At 67.3% G+C, this 17862-nt stretch carries 12 protein-coding genes; 7 read left to right on the forward strand and 5 right to left on the reverse strand.

Translation table 11 applies throughout. The features are described 5' to 3' along the window. Positions 1–121: 121 nt before the first annotated feature. The 4 genes from FJY73_01010 to FJY73_01025 form a co-directional block, all read right to left on the reverse strand. A complete protein-coding gene (locus FJY73_01010) occupies positions 122–2338 on the reverse strand; it encodes a M20/M25/M40 family metallo-hydrolase (protein MBM3319244.1) in 2217 nt (738 codons plus the stop codon). After that, complete coding sequence (locus FJY73_01015; protein MBM3319245.1) at positions 2277–3875, reverse strand: alkaline phosphatase family protein; 1599 nt, start codon at positions 3873–3875, stop codon at positions 2277–2279. Before FJY73_01015 ends, FJY73_01010 begins: the two co-directional genes overlap by 62 nt. A gap of 115 nt (positions 3876–3990) precedes the next feature. Beyond that, positions 3991–5337 (reverse strand): glycosyltransferase family 39 protein, encoded by a 1347-nt coding sequence (locus FJY73_01020; GenBank protein ID MBM3319246.1) that lies wholly within the window; start codon positions 5335–5337, stop codon positions 3991–3993. Next, positions 5334–6392 (reverse strand): hypothetical protein, encoded by a 1059-nt coding sequence (locus FJY73_01025; protein MBM3319247.1) that lies wholly within the window; start codon positions 6390–6392, stop codon positions 5334–5336. The genes FJY73_01020 and FJY73_01025 overlap by 4 nt, the downstream gene beginning before the upstream one ends. A 163-nt stretch (positions 6393–6555) precedes the next feature. Between FJY73_01025 and FJY73_01030 the strand changes: the two genes are divergently transcribed. Next, complete coding sequence (locus FJY73_01030; GenBank protein ID MBM3319248.1) at positions 6556–8685, forward strand: M1 family peptidase; 2130 nt, start codon at positions 6556–6558, stop codon at positions 8683–8685. 297 nt (positions 8686–8982) lie between these two features. Beyond that, the gene (locus FJY73_01035) at positions 8983–10218 is read left to right on the forward strand and encodes an agmatine deiminase family protein (protein ID MBM3319249.1); all 1236 of its coding nucleotides are present in this window, start codon (positions 8983–8985) and stop codon (positions 10216–10218) included. A 37-nt stretch (positions 10219–10255) separates the two neighbouring features. Here the strand turns inward: FJY73_01035 and FJY73_01040 are convergent, their stop codons facing one another. Further along, positions 10256–11359 (reverse strand): alpha/beta hydrolase, encoded by a 1104-nt coding sequence (locus FJY73_01040; GenBank protein MBM3319250.1) that lies wholly within the window; start codon positions 11357–11359, stop codon positions 10256–10258. A gap of 246 nt (positions 11360–11605) precedes the next feature. Here FJY73_01040 and FJY73_01045 point away from each other — a divergent pair, with 246 nt between their 5' ends. From FJY73_01045 to FJY73_01065, 5 genes are all read left to right on the forward strand, one after another. Beyond that, positions 11606–13156 (forward strand): alkaline phosphatase family protein, encoded by a 1551-nt coding sequence (locus FJY73_01045; protein MBM3319251.1) that lies wholly within the window; start codon positions 11606–11608, stop codon positions 13154–13156. Between the two features lie 32 nt (positions 13157–13188). Next, positions 13189–13584 carry an OsmC family protein gene (locus FJY73_01050; GenBank protein ID MBM3319252.1) on the forward strand — a complete coding sequence of 132 codons (396 nt, stop codon included), beginning with the start codon at positions 13189–13191 and terminating at the stop codon, positions 13582–13584. Positions 13585–13587: 3 nt separating this feature from the next. Beyond that, positions 13588–14307 carry a hypothetical protein gene (locus tag FJY73_01055; protein MBM3319253.1) on the forward strand — a complete coding sequence of 240 codons (720 nt, stop codon included), beginning with the start codon at positions 13588–13590 and terminating at the stop codon, positions 14305–14307. A gap of 97 nt (positions 14308–14404) precedes the next feature. Next, entirely contained in the window at positions 14405–15631 is a 1227-nt protein-coding gene (locus tag FJY73_01060; GenBank protein ID MBM3319254.1) for a DNA repair exonuclease, read from the forward strand. Next, positions 15628–17862: AAA family ATPase (locus tag FJY73_01065; protein ID MBM3319255.1), on the forward strand; the 2235-nt coding region annotated here is incomplete at its 3' end. The genes FJY73_01060 and FJY73_01065, both read left to right, overlap by 4 nt.

Here is a 17862-nt window from a genome sequence, read left to right on the forward strand (position 1 = left end):
GGAGGGGACCGAAAGCTGCACGCGGACGGCGAGAGGTCGCGCGGGTGCCCTTCCTCGAACGCCGAAAGATCGAAGAAGGGTGAACGAATTGTGACGGAGGGCAGCAGCCATCCTGTGGGGTTCACCTCACCACGATCACCTTGCGCGTCGTGCGGCGCGCGTCGGCTTCCATGCGAAGAACGTACGCGCCGGGAGGAACCTCGCGCCCGCCCGCGTCTTTTCCGTCCCAAGTGATCGCGCACGAGGCGCAGCGCCCGACCCCATCGCCGGCGAGGCTTCGAATGAGACGCCCGGAAGGGTCGAAGATGTCGACCCGCGTCGTGTTCTCGCTCGACGAGACGAGCGGGATCGTGAGCATCCCGCGGCTCGGGTTCGGATACGGCCGCCACACGATCGCTTCTTCCGCGCGCGGAGCGGCGGGAGCGATCCCGGCGATCTTCGCGGCGAGCGCGCCCGCGAATCGGGCCGAGCGCGTGAAGAAGTCGAAGTCGAGGTTCCCGAGCGTGTCGCCGGGCGTGTGAAGCGGGTTGTCGTCCTCGATCGTCTCGCTGATCTGAACGGCAGAGAAGCCGTTCGCCCAGAACGAAGCGTGATCGCTGAACGTGGCGAGAGGAGAGACCTCCATCGAGAAGGGGAGGCCGGGGGCGGCTGCAGGCCCAATCGCTGCGGCCTCGGAGAGAATCCACGAAGAGGGCTCGTTCGTGACGATGCGAAGCGGCTCTCCCGGAATGCCGATCATGTCGATCTGGATGTTCGCCGCGATTCGTTCTTCCTCTTCGCGCGCGCGGATCGCGTACGCCGTGCTCCCGAGAAGGCCGAGTTCCTCTCCCGAGAAGAGGAGAAAGCGGAGCGTCTTCCGGGCGGGCGAGGAAGCGAAGACGCGCGCCGCCTCGAGGACCGCGGCGACGCCGGTCGCGTCGTCGTCGGCGCCGGGGGCGTCGGTGAACGGGGCGGCGACCGAGTAGGAGTCGTAGTGGGCGGAGAGGATCACGAGGCTCTCCGCCTCGGCGCACCCCCGAAGATCGGCGTACACATTTCTTGAAACATGCACGATCTCTTCCGGCAGGGGGACGAGGCTCCACGAATCGCCCCCGTCGCCGCTTTGAACGAAGAGCCCGTCGTATCCGCCGAAGAGGATTCCCCCGTTCGGATCGAAGCGCATCAGGTTGACGCTTCTCCAGAGGACACCGAAGGGGAAGACCGCTTCCCTCCAGGTGAAGCCGCGGTCGTCCGACCGGATCACGCGGGTGAGGCGAAGAGGGTCGAGCCCGGCGAGCCATACGGTCGAGTCGGAAGCGGCTCCCGCGCTGTAGCCGAACGCGACCCCGGTCGCCGCGACCCGCCATCCGCTCGTCTCCCAGATGAGGGCGGAGGCGTCGCTGAGGGCGGCGATCCCGAACGTTGAATCATAAAAATCCACGTCTTGAATCGTTCGGCTCGTCCCGACCGGCTGAAGCTCCCACCCGCTGGGGGTCCAAGCGAGCATCGTTCCGTTCGCGCCGCATGCCCAGGCGTGCCGTTCGTCGACGTACGCGACGTCCATGAGATAGCTCGTCGTGAGCGTGTCCGCGCTCCACGTCTCCCCTCCGTCCTCCGTCCGGTGGACGACGCCGATCTGGCTCGCGATCATTCCGCGCGTCTCGTCGAGGAAATCGACGGCGGGGAGCGGATCCGATCCGAGCGTGCCGAAGAGGGCCCACGCGCCGCCGTCCCTTCGGAAGACGCGCCCCGCGTCGCCGACCGCGAAGACGCGCCCCTCGCCCGCGACGCTCACCCCGTGAAGGCGGACCGGCGCGCGGAAGTCGACCGTCCACGTCGCCCCGTCGTCCTCCGTGCGGAGAACCGCGCCGGTGTCGGCGTGGGAGACGGCCATCCATCCGTCCCGCCCGTTTTCCGAGAACGAGATGTCGAAGAGGTCCCACTGGGAGAGCCCGTACGAATGGAAGACCGGCTCGTATCCCATCGCGGCGAACCGCCGGGAGAGATACTCCGCCGCGCTCTCCTGCTCCGCGGTGTATTCATAGCGCGTGCCGAAGGCGACGAGATCGGCGACGGTCCGCCTCAAGGAGTCCGCCTCGAAACGCGAGGCGAGCGACGCGAGGAGGAAGTCCCCCGCCGAGGATGCGCTCGCGAACGCTGGGAGCGGAGCGGAAGTCCCGGCGCGCGTACGCTCGAGGAAGAGACCGCGGCCGGGCGGTCCGGCGTCCGGATCGGGCGGCGTCCCGGCCGCGGCGATCCCGGCGAGAAGAAAAATAAGGGAGCGGACGATCCAACGCTCAAGCGAGGGAGACGCGTCTCCCGTCGCCGAAGGCGATCGCGCGGTACGCTTTTTCCACACGGTCCCAGTTCTCCTCGCGATCGAGCGCCCAGTATCGGCCGGTCACGGTGCACACGCGCCCGAGCCCGAGCGCGGCGCACTTCTCGTCGACCGCCTCGATGTACGCCGCTCCCGCCTCCGGACGCTCGCCCCGTCTTCCGAGCAGGCTGTGCACGCAAACCCTCTTCACGCCGCGTTCCTTCGCCATCTCGAGAAGCGCCATGAGGTGGTCGAGCGATCCGTGCGAGCTGAAGAACGAGACGATGCCGAGAAGGTGGAGCGTCTTCCCGTCCTTCGCGGCCCCGTCCATCGCCCAGAGGAACGCCTCGTTTGTCCGATAGGAACCGTCCGCGATCGCCCGGTCGATGCGGAGCCGGTCCGAAAAGAGCACGCGTCCCGCCCCGAGATGGAGATGTCCCGCCTCCGAGTTCCCGACCGTCTCCTTCGGAAGACCGACCGCCTCGCCGGAAGCGGCGAGAAGGGTGGACGGATAGTTCGCACGCAAACGATCCATGTTCGGAGTGTACGCCTCGGCGATGAGGTTGCCGAAGATCTCGTCCGAGTGCCCCCACCCGTCCGCGATCACGAGGAGCACGCGGCGCTTCCCCTCTCCGGCCGGGAAGCATTCGAAGAGGGGGCGTCCGGTCATCTCGCTCGGTCGGGGGACGCCGAGGAGAGCGAGCACGGTCGGGGCGACGTCGATGAGCGAGCCGCCGCCGCGCGGGACGATTCCGTGAGGGACCTCGCCGCTCGGAACGAAGACGAAGGGGACCGGGCTCGTCGTGTGACCCGTGTCGACCGTCCCCTCCGGGTAGAGCCAATGCTCGACGGTTCCGTGGTCGGCGGTGATGATCGTCTCGACCCCCGCCCTTCGCGCCGCCTCGGTCACGCGGCCGAGATGGCGGTCGACCGTCTCGACCGCCTGTCTCGCAGACTCGGCGTTCTCGATATGTCCGAGCACGTCGATGTTCGCGAAGTTGGCGACGATGAGATCGAAGCCGCCGTCCTCGAGGCAGGCGACGATCCGGTCCGCGACCTCGTTCGCGTGAAGCCCCGGAATCGTCGAGTAGTCGGCCACCGCCGGCGACTCGATGAAGAACCTCTCCTCGCCCGGAAAGGGCTCCCGTCTCTTTCCGTTAAGAAAATACGATAGATGAACGGATTTTTCGGTCTCCACGACCTTCGCTTGCCGGAGCCCGGCCCGGCTCACCGCCTCGCCGAGCGTTCCGGCGATTGCTTCTTCCGGGGGGAAGGCGACGCGGACGTCGAGATCCTCGTGATAGCGGATCATCGTCGCGAACCGGAGGTCGAGCGGCTCCCGGACGGGGAAGTGCCGGAAACCGCGCTCGACGAAGGCTTGCGTGAGCTCGATCTCGCGTTCCCCGCGGATGTCGTAGAAGATCACGGAGTCCTCCTTCGCGGGAAGGCCGGCCGGTGTTCCGTCCGGGCCGTAGAGCACGAGCGGGTTCATCGCTTCGTCTTCCTCGCCGCGGCGGTACGCATCGAGGACGGCGCGGGCCATCGGCGAGCGGTACTCGGGGTTCGTCTTCTCGGTCATGGTCTCTCCGATTCGTCCGGGTTCTCCGGCGGCGCATGCGGATCCGCGCGGGAGGTTCGTTGTTTCCCGTGATTATAGCAACGGGCCGGTCGGGATGCCACGCGGCGCGCGTGCGTCATCGAGTTCCGGAGGGCGCATTTCGCCGAGCGCCGGCGTCGAAGAGCGCGGTGAGACAAGCCGCGACCGCGAGAGGGAGGAGGACGAGAAGGTTTCTACCGAGCGCGGTTCCGTTCAGAAGAAACGTGTAGCTTTCGGTGAGGCAGTAGGCGGCGGCGAAGAGAATCGCGCCCCCCGCGAGAACGATCTCCGGAACGCCGCGGCGCAGCGCTCGTCCGGGAAGAAGGAGAAAGACGAGCGCGAACCACGCGAGCCCCCAGCTTCCGGTGAGCGTCATGTTCGCTGCGGAGAGACGCGCGCAGTCGTACGCGCGGCGGGCGATCGACGCCGGGTCGGGGAACGAGAGAACGTGGTACGGGGACTCGGCGATCCCCCCGAGATGCTTGAAGAGGAGCCAGGGAAGAGAGAAGGGAAGGGAGATCGCGAACCATCGGAGAAGCGCGCGTCCGCCCCCTCGCCCCGTGCGGCGAACGACGACGATCGCCGAGAGGAGCAGGAAGAAGGGGAGCCCCTCGTTCTTGATCACGGGAAGAAAACCCGCGAAGAGAGCGGCGGTCGCGAGCGATCCCCCGTCCTTCTCCCGCTCCCATCGGGAAAGATGAAGAACCGACGAGGCGAGGAAGAAGGCGAGGGGAAGGTCCATGTACGCGACCGATCCGTGATGGACGAGAAGGGGGGCCGAAGCGAGAAGAAGAAGCCCGAGGCCCGCGGTTCTTCCGTCGGTTCGCTCTGCAAGAAGGCGCCACGAGACAAAGAGGAGAGCCGCGAGAAAGAGCGGAAAGAGCATCTTGATCGCCGGCTCGTGCCACATTCCGGCGGCGCGCGCGAGGTAGGCCTCGACGAACGGAATCCCAAGCGGGTAGCCGGGGAAGCCGGCCCAGTCTCCGTCGAAGAAGCCCTCGGGGAATCCCTTTTCGATGTAAAGTATTTTCGCGCGGAAGGACCAGATGCGCCACGCGTCCCAGCTGTGGATCGGCCGAAGGACCGCCTGGCGGAACGCGTAGGCGACCTGCGCGAGGGCGACGGCGAGAGCGAGGAGCGCCCAGACGGATCGGGGCGCGCTCTCTCGCGTCCAGACCGAGTCGATCGGACCGCCCCTCCCGAGGATTCGTCCCGCGGGATAGAGAAGAACGGGGATCGCGAGGAGCGGCCCGCTCGCAGGGACGCCGAGAAGCGCGAGGGCGAGCGACCAGGTTCCGACGACGGCGGCGCCGCTCCCGAACGAGGCGACGAGACGGTCGAGGAGCCCCGCGCGCCGCATGCCGACCCGAAGGAGAAGGAGGAGCCCCTCGCCCGCGGCGACGAGGAGAACGAGCGCGATCCCGGCGGAGAAGAACGCGGTCATCCGCCTTTCCTCCTGTAGACCGATCCGAACCCCGGCTTTCGGAAGAGAAGCTCGCACGCGGCGGAGTCGTCGGGCGCGGGCACACGATAGGAAAGGACATAGTTCGCGCGATCAGCCACGCGGTTCGGGTACAAGTAGTACGCGCCCCTCTCCCACGGGTACGGCTTCTCCGCGCGGAACTCGACGGGCGCGCCCCGAGGGATTCTCCGTTTCGCTTCGTAGAGGAGCGGATAGAACCCGGGCGGGTTCGTCGCCTCGATCTTCTCGTCCAAGCTCTTCCCGGCGAGGACGCGCGTGTCCGCTCGGAGGATCCGGACCTCGTCGCAGCCGGCGCGCGCGAGAAAGAGAAGCGTCCCCGCGAGAAGCCCGCGCGAAAGGACGCGCGCCCCTTTCGCGGGGAACCTGCGGGCGCTCCGAAGGGTGAGGAGGAAAGGCAAAACGACGAAGAGAACCCCGAGAAGAAGGGAGAACGGAATCGGGCCGATCCGGGCTCCGAGAATCCCGTTCACCGAGTAGTGCGCGCGAAGCTCCGTCTCCGAGAAGTCTCTCGCGATCGCGCGCAATCGCTCGCGAAACCCCCGCGCGCCGCGCAGTTCGAAGAGAACGAGGCTTGCCCCCCGCGCCCGCGGACCCGGGGTGAGGAGAAAGCGATCGATCGTTCCCCTCCAGCGCGGATCGCGCGAGAGATCGAGGACGCTCCGGCCGCTCGGGATCGCGAGACGCCAATCCGGCACGAAACCGCGCTCGGCGTCGTCGGTCCAGTAGACCACGGCCCCCGCCTCGGGAGGTTCGACGCGAACATCGATCTCCAAACGATTGAACCGAGAAGCATCGACCGCGAGGCGGCCCGGGCTGAGAAACGAGGAGATCTCGTCCTCGACATCGAGCCGGGCGGCTCCCGCGCGCGGGGCGAGGCGCCCGGTCGGCGCCGACCACCCGAGGAGGTCGCCGCCCGCGAAATCGAAGCGGAGAGACTCCGCGCGCGGCCCTTCCGCGAACGCCGCGCGGCATGCGAGAAGAACGAGAGCGACAAGGATGAAACCGGTCTTCCGCACGACGTTTCACTCCGAGACGAGAAAGCTCCTATTATCGTACACGAGGGACGAGGCCCTTGGCGATCGGAACGCCCGCCGCCCGTTTCTTGCGCCCCGCGCGATCGGTCTCTATAATCGCATCAGTCGCGCGTCCGGCGGGCGCCGCCTCGAGGAGAGAAACACGATGAGATCTCTGAAAGCTGCCCTCGCGATCGTCCTCGCGCTTGCATCGACGGCCTACGGAGCCGGGCGGATCGTGGAGCACGACATCCGAGCGGCGATCGATCCGTACCGATCCCGGCTCGAGGCGTCCGACCGCTTCACGATCGTCGGCCACGAAACGAGCGTCTTCCGGTTCCTCCTGAACGAGAGTCTCGAGATCGTCTCGATGGAGCTGGGCGGCGCCCCGATCCAATGGCGGGAAGAACCGCTCGATCGGAGCCGGTGGGGGGGAGCCCTGTACGGCGAGGATTCCTTGTGGGAAGGGGTTCGCGAGATCGCGATCAACCTTCCCGGACGCGCGGGGGACAGCTCGAGGGTCTCGATCGAATACCGGGGCGCCGTCCTCGACTCGCTTCGCGCGCCGTCCGCGGGCTACGAGCGATCGTTCGAGACGACGTCCGGCCTGATCGAGGCGCGCGGGGCCTATCTTTGCGGCCCCACCTTTTGGGTGCCGACGGTTCCCGGGGACCTCTTCACGTTTCGCTTGGAGGCGCGCGTTCCGCGGGACTGGGAGAGCGTGAGCCAGGGGACGCTTCTCGCGCGCTTCGAAGAGGGGGGATCGAGGATCGCCCGGTGGCGCGCGGACGACCCGATGGAGGAGGTCTATCTCGTCGCGGGACCGTATGTCTTTCGGGAGGCGGACTTCCACGGGACCAAGATCCAGACCTTCCTCTACGACGCGGAGGACGCAGAAAAACTCCATGATATGTATATCGATGCCACCCAAACTTTTCTGGACCGCTACAGCCGCGCGATCGCCCCGTATCCGTTTCCGAAATTCGCCCTCGTCGAGAACTTCTGGCAGACCGGCTTTGGGATGCCGTCGTTCACCCTTCTCGGCGCGCAGGTGATCCGGCTTCCGTTCATTCCGCGCACCTCCTTCGGGCACGAGATCCTCCACAACTGGTGGGGGAACGGGGTGTACGTCGATTGGGAGAAGGGGAATTGGTGCGAAGGGCTAACGGCCTACGGGGCGGACTATGCCTACAAGGAGGACCAGGGGGCGCTCGAGGCGGCCGGTTTTCGCCGCGGTGAGCTCCAGAAATTCCGGAACTACGTGAGCGAGCACGAGGATTTCCCGCTCGTCCGGTTCCGCAGCCGATCGGACGCGGCGACGCAGGCGATCGGCTACTCCAAGGGTACGATGGTCTTCCACATGCTCCGCAGGGAGATCGGGCACCGCGCGTTTGTTGAAGGTCAAAGGAATCTCTTCCGAGACAGGCGCTTCCAGCCGTCCGATTGGGGACACGTGAGAGAGGCGTTCGAGACGGCGAGCGCCGCCGATCTCGAGACGTTCTTCCGGCAATGGACGGAGCGCACGGGGGCGCCCATGCTGCACCTTGCCGATGTCCGCTCGAAGACGATCCGCGGGGGGCGCTACGAGGTGAAGGGGACGGTCGTTCAGGAGAAGCCCCCGTATCGGCTCGACGTGCCGGTTCGCATCGAGACCGAGGCGGGCCCGGAGAGCCTCGTCGTTTACCTCACTGGGGAGAAGAAAGGATTCGAGTGGAAAGGGAATGCCCGGCCGCTCGCGGTCGCGGTCGATCCCGCCTTTCATCTCTTTCGGCGGCTCCACCGGGAGGAGATCCCTCCGTCGCTCTCCGAGACTCTCGGAGCGGATTCGGTGTGGATCGTGCTCCCCGAGACGGGCGGCTCGCCGTCCGATTCGGCGCTTCGCGCGCTCGCCGAGTCGTGGGCGGCCCGTCCCGGCGTCCGTGTCGCGACGGAGGCGCTCCCCGAGGACGTCTTCGCGCGCTCGACGATCTGGCTCTTCGGACGGACCGTCTACGCCGAGCGATTCGCCAAGACCCTCCCCGCGGGGACGAGCCTCTCCGAGGGCGTCTGGAAGATCCCGTCCGGGGATTTCCCCGCCGCCTCTCACTCCGTCGTTCTCACCGCGCGGCATCCGGTCGATCCGGAGCGCTCGTGGTCCCTCTTCGATCCGCACGATCCGGAAGCCGTCCCCGCGCTCGCGCGGAAGATCCCTCATTACGGGAAGTATGGATATCTCGTGTTTGAAGGAACGGAGAACACCGCCAAGGGGGAATGGGAATCGTCGCGTTCCCCGCTCCGCGTCGAGCTTGAACGGTGATCGCAGGGGACCCGACGGTTCCCCGAGTCCCTTGCGGGGCATCGCCGGCCGTCTTCGTATGCCGTCTTCTTTCCCGAGACTCACCCGCTCTTTGTCGGCACGAGAACTCTCTCCGCTTCCGGAAGACCCTATCAAGCCATTTAAGAATGTAACCTAAGGGGTAATCGTCAGGCCGTTTGAGAGGTAACCCTCCTCCTCTGGTTGGGAAGCCTTGCGAGTGCTGCCAACTGGTCGAGTTTCCGTTCGATGGTTGCCGCGAGAGCGAAGGGGTCGAGGGGATACGAAGAGGACGACCAAGTGAACGCCGCTCTGGCCGCGTTCTTCGGCGCTCCGTTGCACGCGCTCCCGCGCTTCTGCACGGGGGGGAACATCATGACCGACGGACAAGGGACCGCGTTCTCCACGCGGCAGATGGCGGATGAGAACGCGTCCTTCGGCGACGAGGCGTCCTTCCTCTCCCTCGCGGAAGGGTACCTTTGCATCACGCGCTATTTCGTTCTCGACAACCCGGAGATCCACGGAATCCAACATATTGATTGCTATGCGAAGCTTCTCGACGAGGAGACGGTGCTCGTGAAGAGGGTCTCTCCGAGCCACGGGGAGTACGCGTGCGTGGAAGCGCTCGCGGACGCCTTCGCGGGAGCGACCGGATGCTACGGCCGGCCCTACCGGGTTCACCGCGTCGATTGCGGCGCGTACAACTCGTACGGCGTTCCGGCCGCCTACACGAACTCCCTGATCCTGAACGGAAAGGTTCTCGTTCCCCTCTTCGGGATCTCCACCGATGCGGCGGCGCTCGCGGCGTACGAGGCGGCGATGCCCGGCTACGAGGTGATCGGGTTCCCTTGGGGCTCTTGGTACTACTACGACGCTCTTCACTGCCGGGCGATGGGGATCCACGACCGGCACATGCTGCGGATGACGCATCGGCGAATGGACGAGACGGTCCCGTGGGCTTCGTCGCACGAGATGCGCGTGTTCATCGACGATCGGAGGGGCGCGGGGCTGGTTGAGGGAGGGAGCTTCCTCCGCTGGCGTCTTCAGGGCGAGACGGAGTGGAACGATGTTCCTCTCGCGCCGACGGCGGATCCGGACACGTTCGCCGCCGCCGTTCCGGAAGTGCCCGGCGGCGCCGTGGTGGAGTACTGGCTCGAGGCGTCGGATTCCAGCGGGCGGGTCGAGCGCCTTCCCCGCACCGCTCCGCTCGGATGGTACGCGTTCGAGGTCGAGATCTCCGTCCTCGTCCGGGGTGGAGAAGCGGGGCCTCGAGCGCTCCGCGCGGCCGCGGCGCCCAGCCCGTTCCGCGCCGAAACGACGATTCGCCTCGCGAGGCCCGCGCGCGGCGGTTCCTCGGCGCAGGTGTACGATCTCCTCGGACGGCGGATCCGCGCGCTTCCGATGGCCGGCGTCTCGGGGGAATGGGTGTGGAACGGGAAGGACGACGTCGGGCGCGAGGTTCCGCCTGGCGTGTACTTCATTCGCGTCCGGGAAGGCGGATCGGACGCGACGATCCGCTCCGTTCGGCTCCGCTAGAATCGATCGGTTCGAGCCTCGCGCTCGGTGCTCCGCATCAATCTTCCTTCGGCTTCTTCTTCCCGAACAGCCGGCTCCAGAAGCTTCGCTTCTCTTCCTTCGGCGGCTCGGCGGGCGCGGAGCGTCCTCCTCTTCCGGGAGCGGTCTCATCGGCCGAGCGCGGGCGTCTTCGTCTTCGCCGCCTTCGCTCCGGCTTTCCCTTCGAAGGCTGCGGCCGCTCCTCGGTAGGCGGCGGACGAAATCTCTCTCCCTCGGGCTTCTTCCGGTCGCCGCGCGGCTTCTTCTTTCGGCGCGTCTTCGGAGGGATCTCGGCGCCCGGCGGAAGAGCGCGGGCGAAACTTTCCGCCTGAAGGAAGTCGAGCACGCGCCGGTTGAAATCCGCTGGGCTCTCGACGTTCGCGAAGCGGCCCGCCTGCGGAAGCTCGATCACGCGGGCTCCCCGGATGCGATCCCCCAGCGCGCGCGCGGCCCCGCGAAGGCGCGCGTCCTCGTCCGACCCGCAAAGAACAAGAACGGGAAGATCGAGCGCGGGAAGATTCGACCAGTCGTCGGGGCGGATGAAGGGCTCCGCGCTCTTCCACGGGGCGCACCCGTGCGCGAGCACGATGTTCTCGATCCAGCGAAACGCCTGCTCGTTTCTTCGGGTCGCCGCGAAGAGGTCGGACTCGAGCCAATCCTTGAGCGCCTTCTTGTGCGCCCTGGGATCCTCCAAGAGACCGGGATCGATGGAGGGCCCCGGGAGCGCGCGATCGGACGATCCCCCCTCGCCCAGCGCGCCCCAGATCGCGGGGCTCGCGAGAACGAGGGCGGCCGCTCGCGTCCGATGCCGGAGCGCGAAGTGAACGGCGATCGCCGCTCCGAACGAATGGCCGACGAGAACCGGGCGAGTGATCTTTAACGTATCAAGAAGCGTGCGAAGCTGCAGGACGAGGTTGTCCGCGGAAAAGGGCGCGGCGGGCGACGAGGATTCCCCGTGGCCGCGGAGATCGTACCGAACGACGCGCGCCGCCCGCGGGAAGACCTTCCACTGGGGATTCCAGATTCTTCCGTCGAGGGTGAGGTCGTGGATGAGGACGAGCGGGTGTCCCTCGCCGGCGACCTCGTAGTGCGTCTCCATGTCCCACGTGAGCGTGAAAGGCATACGCTTGATTTCTCCCCGTTGAACCGACCGACGCATTATAGGGGCGGGGAGGCCCGTTGGCAACGGGGCAGTGAGGGGGAGCGGCCCGGCGGCGCGGCCTTCGGCGGACGCTCCCTTCCCGCGGGCGAGATCGGTTGGGTGCAACCCCCCGTAAAGGTTATTATGTTCCGGTCGGGCGAGAGGGCCTTCGCGCGGGCGCATCTCCTTCTTCGGATGCGAACGGGGGCGGGAGGAACAGGAACCGTGATGACGAGGAATCTAGGAATCTTCGTGCTTCTCCTTGCGCTGGTCGCCGGTTGCGCGGAGCGAACGCCCCCGACGGGGCTTCGCGTCGCGGTCATCGGGCTCGACGGGGCGACCTGGAACCTCCTCGATCCGTGGATCGAGGAAGGGATCCTCCCCAACATCGAGCGGATCCGCCGGGAAGGATTCTCGACGGGCTTGCTTTCGGTTGTTCCGCCTCTCTCCGCGCCCGCGTGGACGACCGCGATCACCGGAACGAACCCCGGGCGGCACGGCATCTTCAACTTCGATCACTTCGATCGAGAGCGGTTCCTTCCGTTTCCGGCGACATCGCTCGATCGGAAGACGAAGGCGGTCTGGGAGTACCTCACCGAATCGAATCGCCGCTCGACCGTGGTCGCCATCCCCCTCACCTCTCCGCCCGACTCCTTGAACGGCGTGATGATCTCCGGATTTCCCCATCTCAGCGAAACCGGGTTCACGTTTCCTCCCGAGCTGGAGAACGAACTCATCGAATATCGCCTCCACAAATACGGCGAGTATCTCGCGGACGAGCACGAGGAGGAGTTCCTGAACCATCTGTACGAGGTGCGCGAGTCGCACGGACGGGTGGGACTCGATCTCTATCGGCAGAAGGACTGGGATCTCTTCTGGTTCGTCTTCCTGGGAACGGACAAGGTCCAGCACTTCTTCTGGAAGTTCATGGACGCCGAGCAGCGAGGCGACGTGGATCCGGCGACGGCGGAGAGGTATCGGCACGCGATCCGCGATTTCTGGATCGACGTCGACCGGCTCGTCGGCGAGTTCGTCGAGGCCACCGACTCGAACACCGTTCTCTTCGTCGTCTCCGATCACGGGTTCGGCCCGATTCACCGCGAGATGCGGGTTCTCCGTTGGCTCTGGGACGAGGGTTACTGCGACATCAACCCGACGCGATCGCGCGTGCTCTATCTTCCCCACTACGGCGGGGAGCTCACGATCAATCGGAAGGACAAGTTCCCGTACGGGGTCGTCGCCCCCGGCGAAGAATACGAGCAGTTGATTGCCGAGCTGACGGAGAAGCTCCTCGCGGTGCGGGATCCCGCGAACGGGAAACGCGTGGTGTCCGAGGTCTTCCGGGCGGATCGGATCTATTCGGGCCCGCATCTGGACGAAGCCCCGGATCTTCTCTTTCTCCCGGAGCCCGGCTACTTCTTCGGGCGCGGTTCTCCGATGGAAGAAGGCGGGACGTTCGGGGAGCCGTCGTACACCTTCTCCGCCTTCCACGATATGCGCGGCATCTTCCTCGTCCGCGGGCCGCACGTCCGGACCGGGCGGGGGGAGCGGGACTTGAGACTTCTCGATCTCGCCCCGACGGCGCTCCGCCTTCTCGGGGAAACGATCCCTCTTCGGATGGACGGTCGTCCGTTCGAGGGTCCCTTCGAGGAGAGCCTGGAAGAGGCGGCCCCGATCCGGTTCGCCGATCGGCCGATCGAGAGAGAGGTTTCGGATCGGAGAATCGGCGAGATGCGAGAGAAGCTCGACAAGCTCCAGGCGCTCCCTTACCTCAGGTAGATCCGCACGCGCGTGGTCGCGAGGAGAACACCATGGACATCGAGATCGCGTTCGGCGGCGGCAAGAAGGTCGACGTCCGCTACAAGGGCTTCACGCACCGGACCGACCAACCGGGGGAGAGCGGCGGCGAGGGGAGCGCCCCCGAGCCGGTCGATCTTCTCTTCGCGGCGATCGCGGCGTGCACCGCGTACACGGTCCTCGGTTTTTGCGAGAGCCGGGGGCTTCCGGCGGACGGGCTCCGCGTCGCGGCGCGTCTCGTTCGGGACGAGGAGACGAACCGCGTCGTCAGGGTTCGCCATGAGATCCGTGTCGGCGCGGACTTCCCGGAGAAGTATCGGAAGGCGCTCGTCCGCGCGGCGAACACTTGCAGCGTGAAGCGTTATCTGGAGAACCCGCCGGAAATCGAGACCGCGGTGAAAACGGAGTGAACCATGCGCGGCCGCGAAGAGGAATCCGGCGCGACGCGAGGGACGGGCCGTAGGACGCTTCGCGCGGGAAATGGGCGCACACCCGTCCGCCTCCTCCTCCTCTCCTCTCTCTCTTCTCTCTTCTTTCTCTCTCTTTTCTTCCTCTCCGGTTGTCTCCTTAACCCGCGCGAGAACGTGAGGGCGCGCGCCCTTCGTTTCTCCGTGCTTCGTTTCTCCTCGCCGATCGCGCCGGCGGACTCATTGACGATCGAGACCGGGTTCTACGTCGGGCCGAACACCTGTTGGGCGGTGGAGAAGCTCGAGGTCGCGCGCGAGGGGAACACGATCCGCGTCTCCGGGCTCGCGGTCGAGAGGACCAACGGGCACGATTGCGGCACGATGCCGCGAGAGGCGACCCGCGTGCTCCCGCTTCCCCGCCTCGATCCGGGGATCTACCTTCTCTGGGCGGGGGATCTCCAAGACACGCTCACGGTCTCGGCCGAGCCGGATTCCTCTTCGAGGCGTTTCGTCGCCCGGGGGTTCCTCGACCCGAACGGTGAGGAATGCCTCGATCTCGCGGCCCCGCCCTTTCGCATCGGGCTCGCGGCCCGTCCCGATTCGATTCCTCTCGGGGAGATTCTCGTTTGGGGGGAGGAGATCGACGAGGATCCCTGCGGGAGGCCGATGCCGGGGCTCTGCGACTTCTTCGCCTCCGTTCGGAGGATCGCCCCCGCCCCGTCTTGAACAGGATAAAGCCGGGCGCGGTCCGCGCCGGTTCGAGAGCGCCGGAGAACCTACCCCTTCCGCGGTTCGTTCCGTATACTCGCCCGCGGAGGAAACGATGAGCGCGTTCCGGTTCGTTCACACGGCGGATGTTCACCTCGATATGCCTTTCGCGAGCAAGAGCCCGGAACTGCGAAGGCTTCTCGCGGACTCGCTCCGCCGGTCGTTCGAGAGGGCGGTCGATCTCGCGATCGGGGAGAGAGTGCACGCCTTTCTCATCGCGGGCGATCTCTTCCAGAAGCGCGATCCCTCGATCGCCGCCGAGACGTTCCTTCTCGCGCAGATGAGACGGTTGTCCGCCGCGGGGATCCACGTCTTCTACTGCACCGGAAATCACGATCCCTTGCGCGCGGCCGCGGGCGCGAGACGGATCGAATGGCCCGAGGGGGTCGAGGTCTTCCTCGAGGGCGTTCCCGCGCGGCGAGATGTTCTCGCGCCGGACGGAAGGCTCGTCGCGCGCGTGACCGGCGCGGGGCACGAGGGGCCGGCCGTGGGGGAGAACCTCGCGGCGCGCTTCCCGGCCGTCTCCGGTCCGCTCCCCGAGGTTGCGCTTCTTCACGCGTCGATCGAGGGGGTGGGGGATCTCGCGCCGGACGACCGCTACGCGCCGTGCGCGACGCGCGACCTCCGCGGAAAGGGATACGACTACTGGGCGCTCGGGCACGTCCACAAGAGAAGCGCGCCGCTCAACGATCCTCCCGCGCATTACTCGGGGAGCCCGATGGGGCTCGATCGAACGGAGACGGGAGAGAAGGGGGCGCTTCTCGTCGAGGTGGTCCCGGGGGGCGGGGCGCGCGTGGAGTTCCGGCCGACCGCTCCCGTCCGATGGGAGGAAATCGGAATCGACGCGGCCGGCGCGTCGTCGGTCGAGGCGCTCCGCCGGCACCTCCGCGAACGGATCGTCGCGGAAGGGTACGGGGAGGGGGTGCTCCTCTCGATCGAGATGGAAGGATCTTCACCTCTCAAGCGAGCGCTCGAGGAGGGGGAGGGGGCGGCCGAGCTTGCCGGGGATCTCGCCGCCGAGACCGGGCTCGCGTTTCTCGCGATCCGGACCGGACGTCTCCGGCCTCTCGCGGACGAGGGGCGGGCGCGGATCGGCCCTCTCGGCGCCGCGCTCGATCTCGTCGCCGCCCTTCGGGAGGGGAGGGAGCCGTTCGACCCGTTCCTCCCGGAGCTCGCCCGCCCGCTCCCGGAGGACGCCGAGGAGAGAGGCCGTTTCCTCCGCGCCCTTCTCGATGGGGCGGAGGAGGAGCTGATCGACCGGGCGCGGGGGGAAGAGCCGTGATCATCCGGTCGATCCGCGTCCGCTCGTACGGAGCACTGAGGGGACGAGCCTTCGAGGGGCTCGGGCGCCTCGTCGCCGTCCACGGCCCGAACGAGGCGGGGAAGACGACCTTGCGGCGGTTCGTGCAGGACCTCCTCTTCGGGTTCCACCCGGCGAACGTCGAGGGGCACCCCTACGCGTCGTGGGACGGATCGGACCCGGAGGGATCGATCGAGATCGAGCTCGCCTCCGGCGGGAGGGCGGAGGTCGAGAGGCGGCTCGGCGGGAGGCCCACGGGTACTTGGCGAAGCGAAGGTCAAAGCATAAAGCTCGTCAACCGCCCGATCGATGCGCTCGGCCCGACCCAGAGAGAGGTCTTCGAAAGGATCTACTCGCTCGAGCGGGGAGGCCTCGTGTTCCCCAAAGAGACTTGGGAGGAGATGAAGGACCGGTTTGTCGGGACGGGGGGCCTCGCCGGGGTTCGACCCGCCCGCCAGGTCGCCTCGGATCTCGAGTCGGAGGGGAAGAAGCTCTGGCGCGAGGACAACCGCGGGAGCACCCGGGTGAAGGAGATCCGGGAGAGGATCCGCGCGCTCAACGCCGAGATCCGGGACGCGGTCGGGAGGGACGCGGAGATTCGCGGCAAGGAGGAAGAGATCGCGCGCCTCGCGGCCGAACGGGAGGCGCTCGAAGAGGAGAAGACGGGGACGCTCGTCGCGATTCGGCGGACCGAGAGGCTCCTCCCGATGCGAAAGAGGTTCGATCGGATCGAGGAAAACGAGAGGATCGCCGGGGACGCCGCGGAGATCACCGGGTTCCCCGAGGAGATCGAGAACTTCTTCCGCGCGGTCGACGATCGGATCGAATCCCTCTCCCGGCGTCTCGAGGAAGAGCGGGCGGAGAGGGGACGGGCGGTCGAACGAAGGGACCGTCTCACCCCCGAGCTTCGGAGCGTGCTCGACCTCGCGGACGCGGTCGAGCTCTCGACCGATCAGGCGGCGGTTCTCGGGAAGGAGCGGGCCGACCTCGAAGACCTTCGAAGCGGGTACGAAAGCAAGAAGGCGGCGATCCGAGAGAAGGGGCGCGCCCTCTTCGAGAGACCGGATACGGCGGTCGGCCTTTCGTCCTTCCCCGCGCAGGAGGCGAGGGGGCTCATCCACGCCTTTCGGAACGCACGCGGAGCGAGGGCGTCGTTCGAGGCGGCGCGCGAGGCGGCCGGCGCCCTCCCTTCTCCTCCCTCGCTTCTCCCTCTCTTCCTCTCGGGGGCGGGAGGGCTCGCGCTCATCGCCGCGTCCTTCCTGGCACCGGAGGGGGGGGCGAGGCTCCTCCTTCTCGGCGCGGGGGCCGCCTCTCTTCTCGTCGTCTTCCTCTTCGGGGGGTGGGTCCTCGGCGCGCGGCGCCGGCACGCGAGCGCGGTCTTGGACGCCGAGCGGAGGGAGGAAGCGCTCGAGAAGGCGAGGCGCGAAGAGGAGGCGCGCCTTGCTTCGGTCCGCGAAACGCTGCGCGCCGCGGGGATCCTCCCCACGCGCGTCGTGGAGCCGGACGAGGCGCTCGCCGAGGATCTCGTTAATCTCGCCCGCGCCTTGGAGGAGAAGGAGGAGACTTGCCGGCGGATCGCGGCGACCGAGGGGCGGATCCGGGCGCGGGAGTCGGAGATGCTCGCCCTCTGCGGGGAGCTTTCGATCGATGTCGCCGACGCGGAAGAGGCGGCGCGCCGCCTCCGCCGCGCGCTCGAGGAGGCGAGGGGTGCGGAGCGGGAGCACGAGGAAGCGGCGAGGCGGATCCCGGAGCTTGACGCCCGCGTGAAGCGGATCGAGGAAGAGCGGGAGCGGGCGCGCGGGGAGAAGGAGTCCGCGGAGACGAGACTGCTCGCTCTCGGCGCGGGGGATCTTGCCGCCTGCATCGCCCTCCTCGAGAAGAGGAGGGAGGCGCTGCGGAGCGCGGCGGTCGAGAGACGGCACGTCGAGGAGGAAGTCGAAAAGCGGGGGGAGTCGATCGATTCGCTCGCCGCGGAGATCGCGGGACTCGTCTCGAGCGGCGGAGAGGCGCCTCTCACCGACGAGGAGAAGGTGCGCCTCGATCGGCGGAGGGAGGAGATCGAAGATCGCCTCCGCGCGGTCGATGCGGCCTCCGCCGCGCTGGGGAAGGAAATCGAGAAGCTCCGCACGCACTCGGGCGTGGCGGAGATCGAAGGAGAGAAGGAAGCGTTCCGATGGGAGCTCGAGGAAGTTCTCGCGCGGCGCGACCGGCTC

Source organism: Candidatus Eisenbacteria bacterium (assembly GCA_016867715.1).
Classification (GTDB): Bacteria; Orphanbacterota; Orphanbacteria; order Orphanbacterales; family Orphanbacteraceae; genus VGIW01.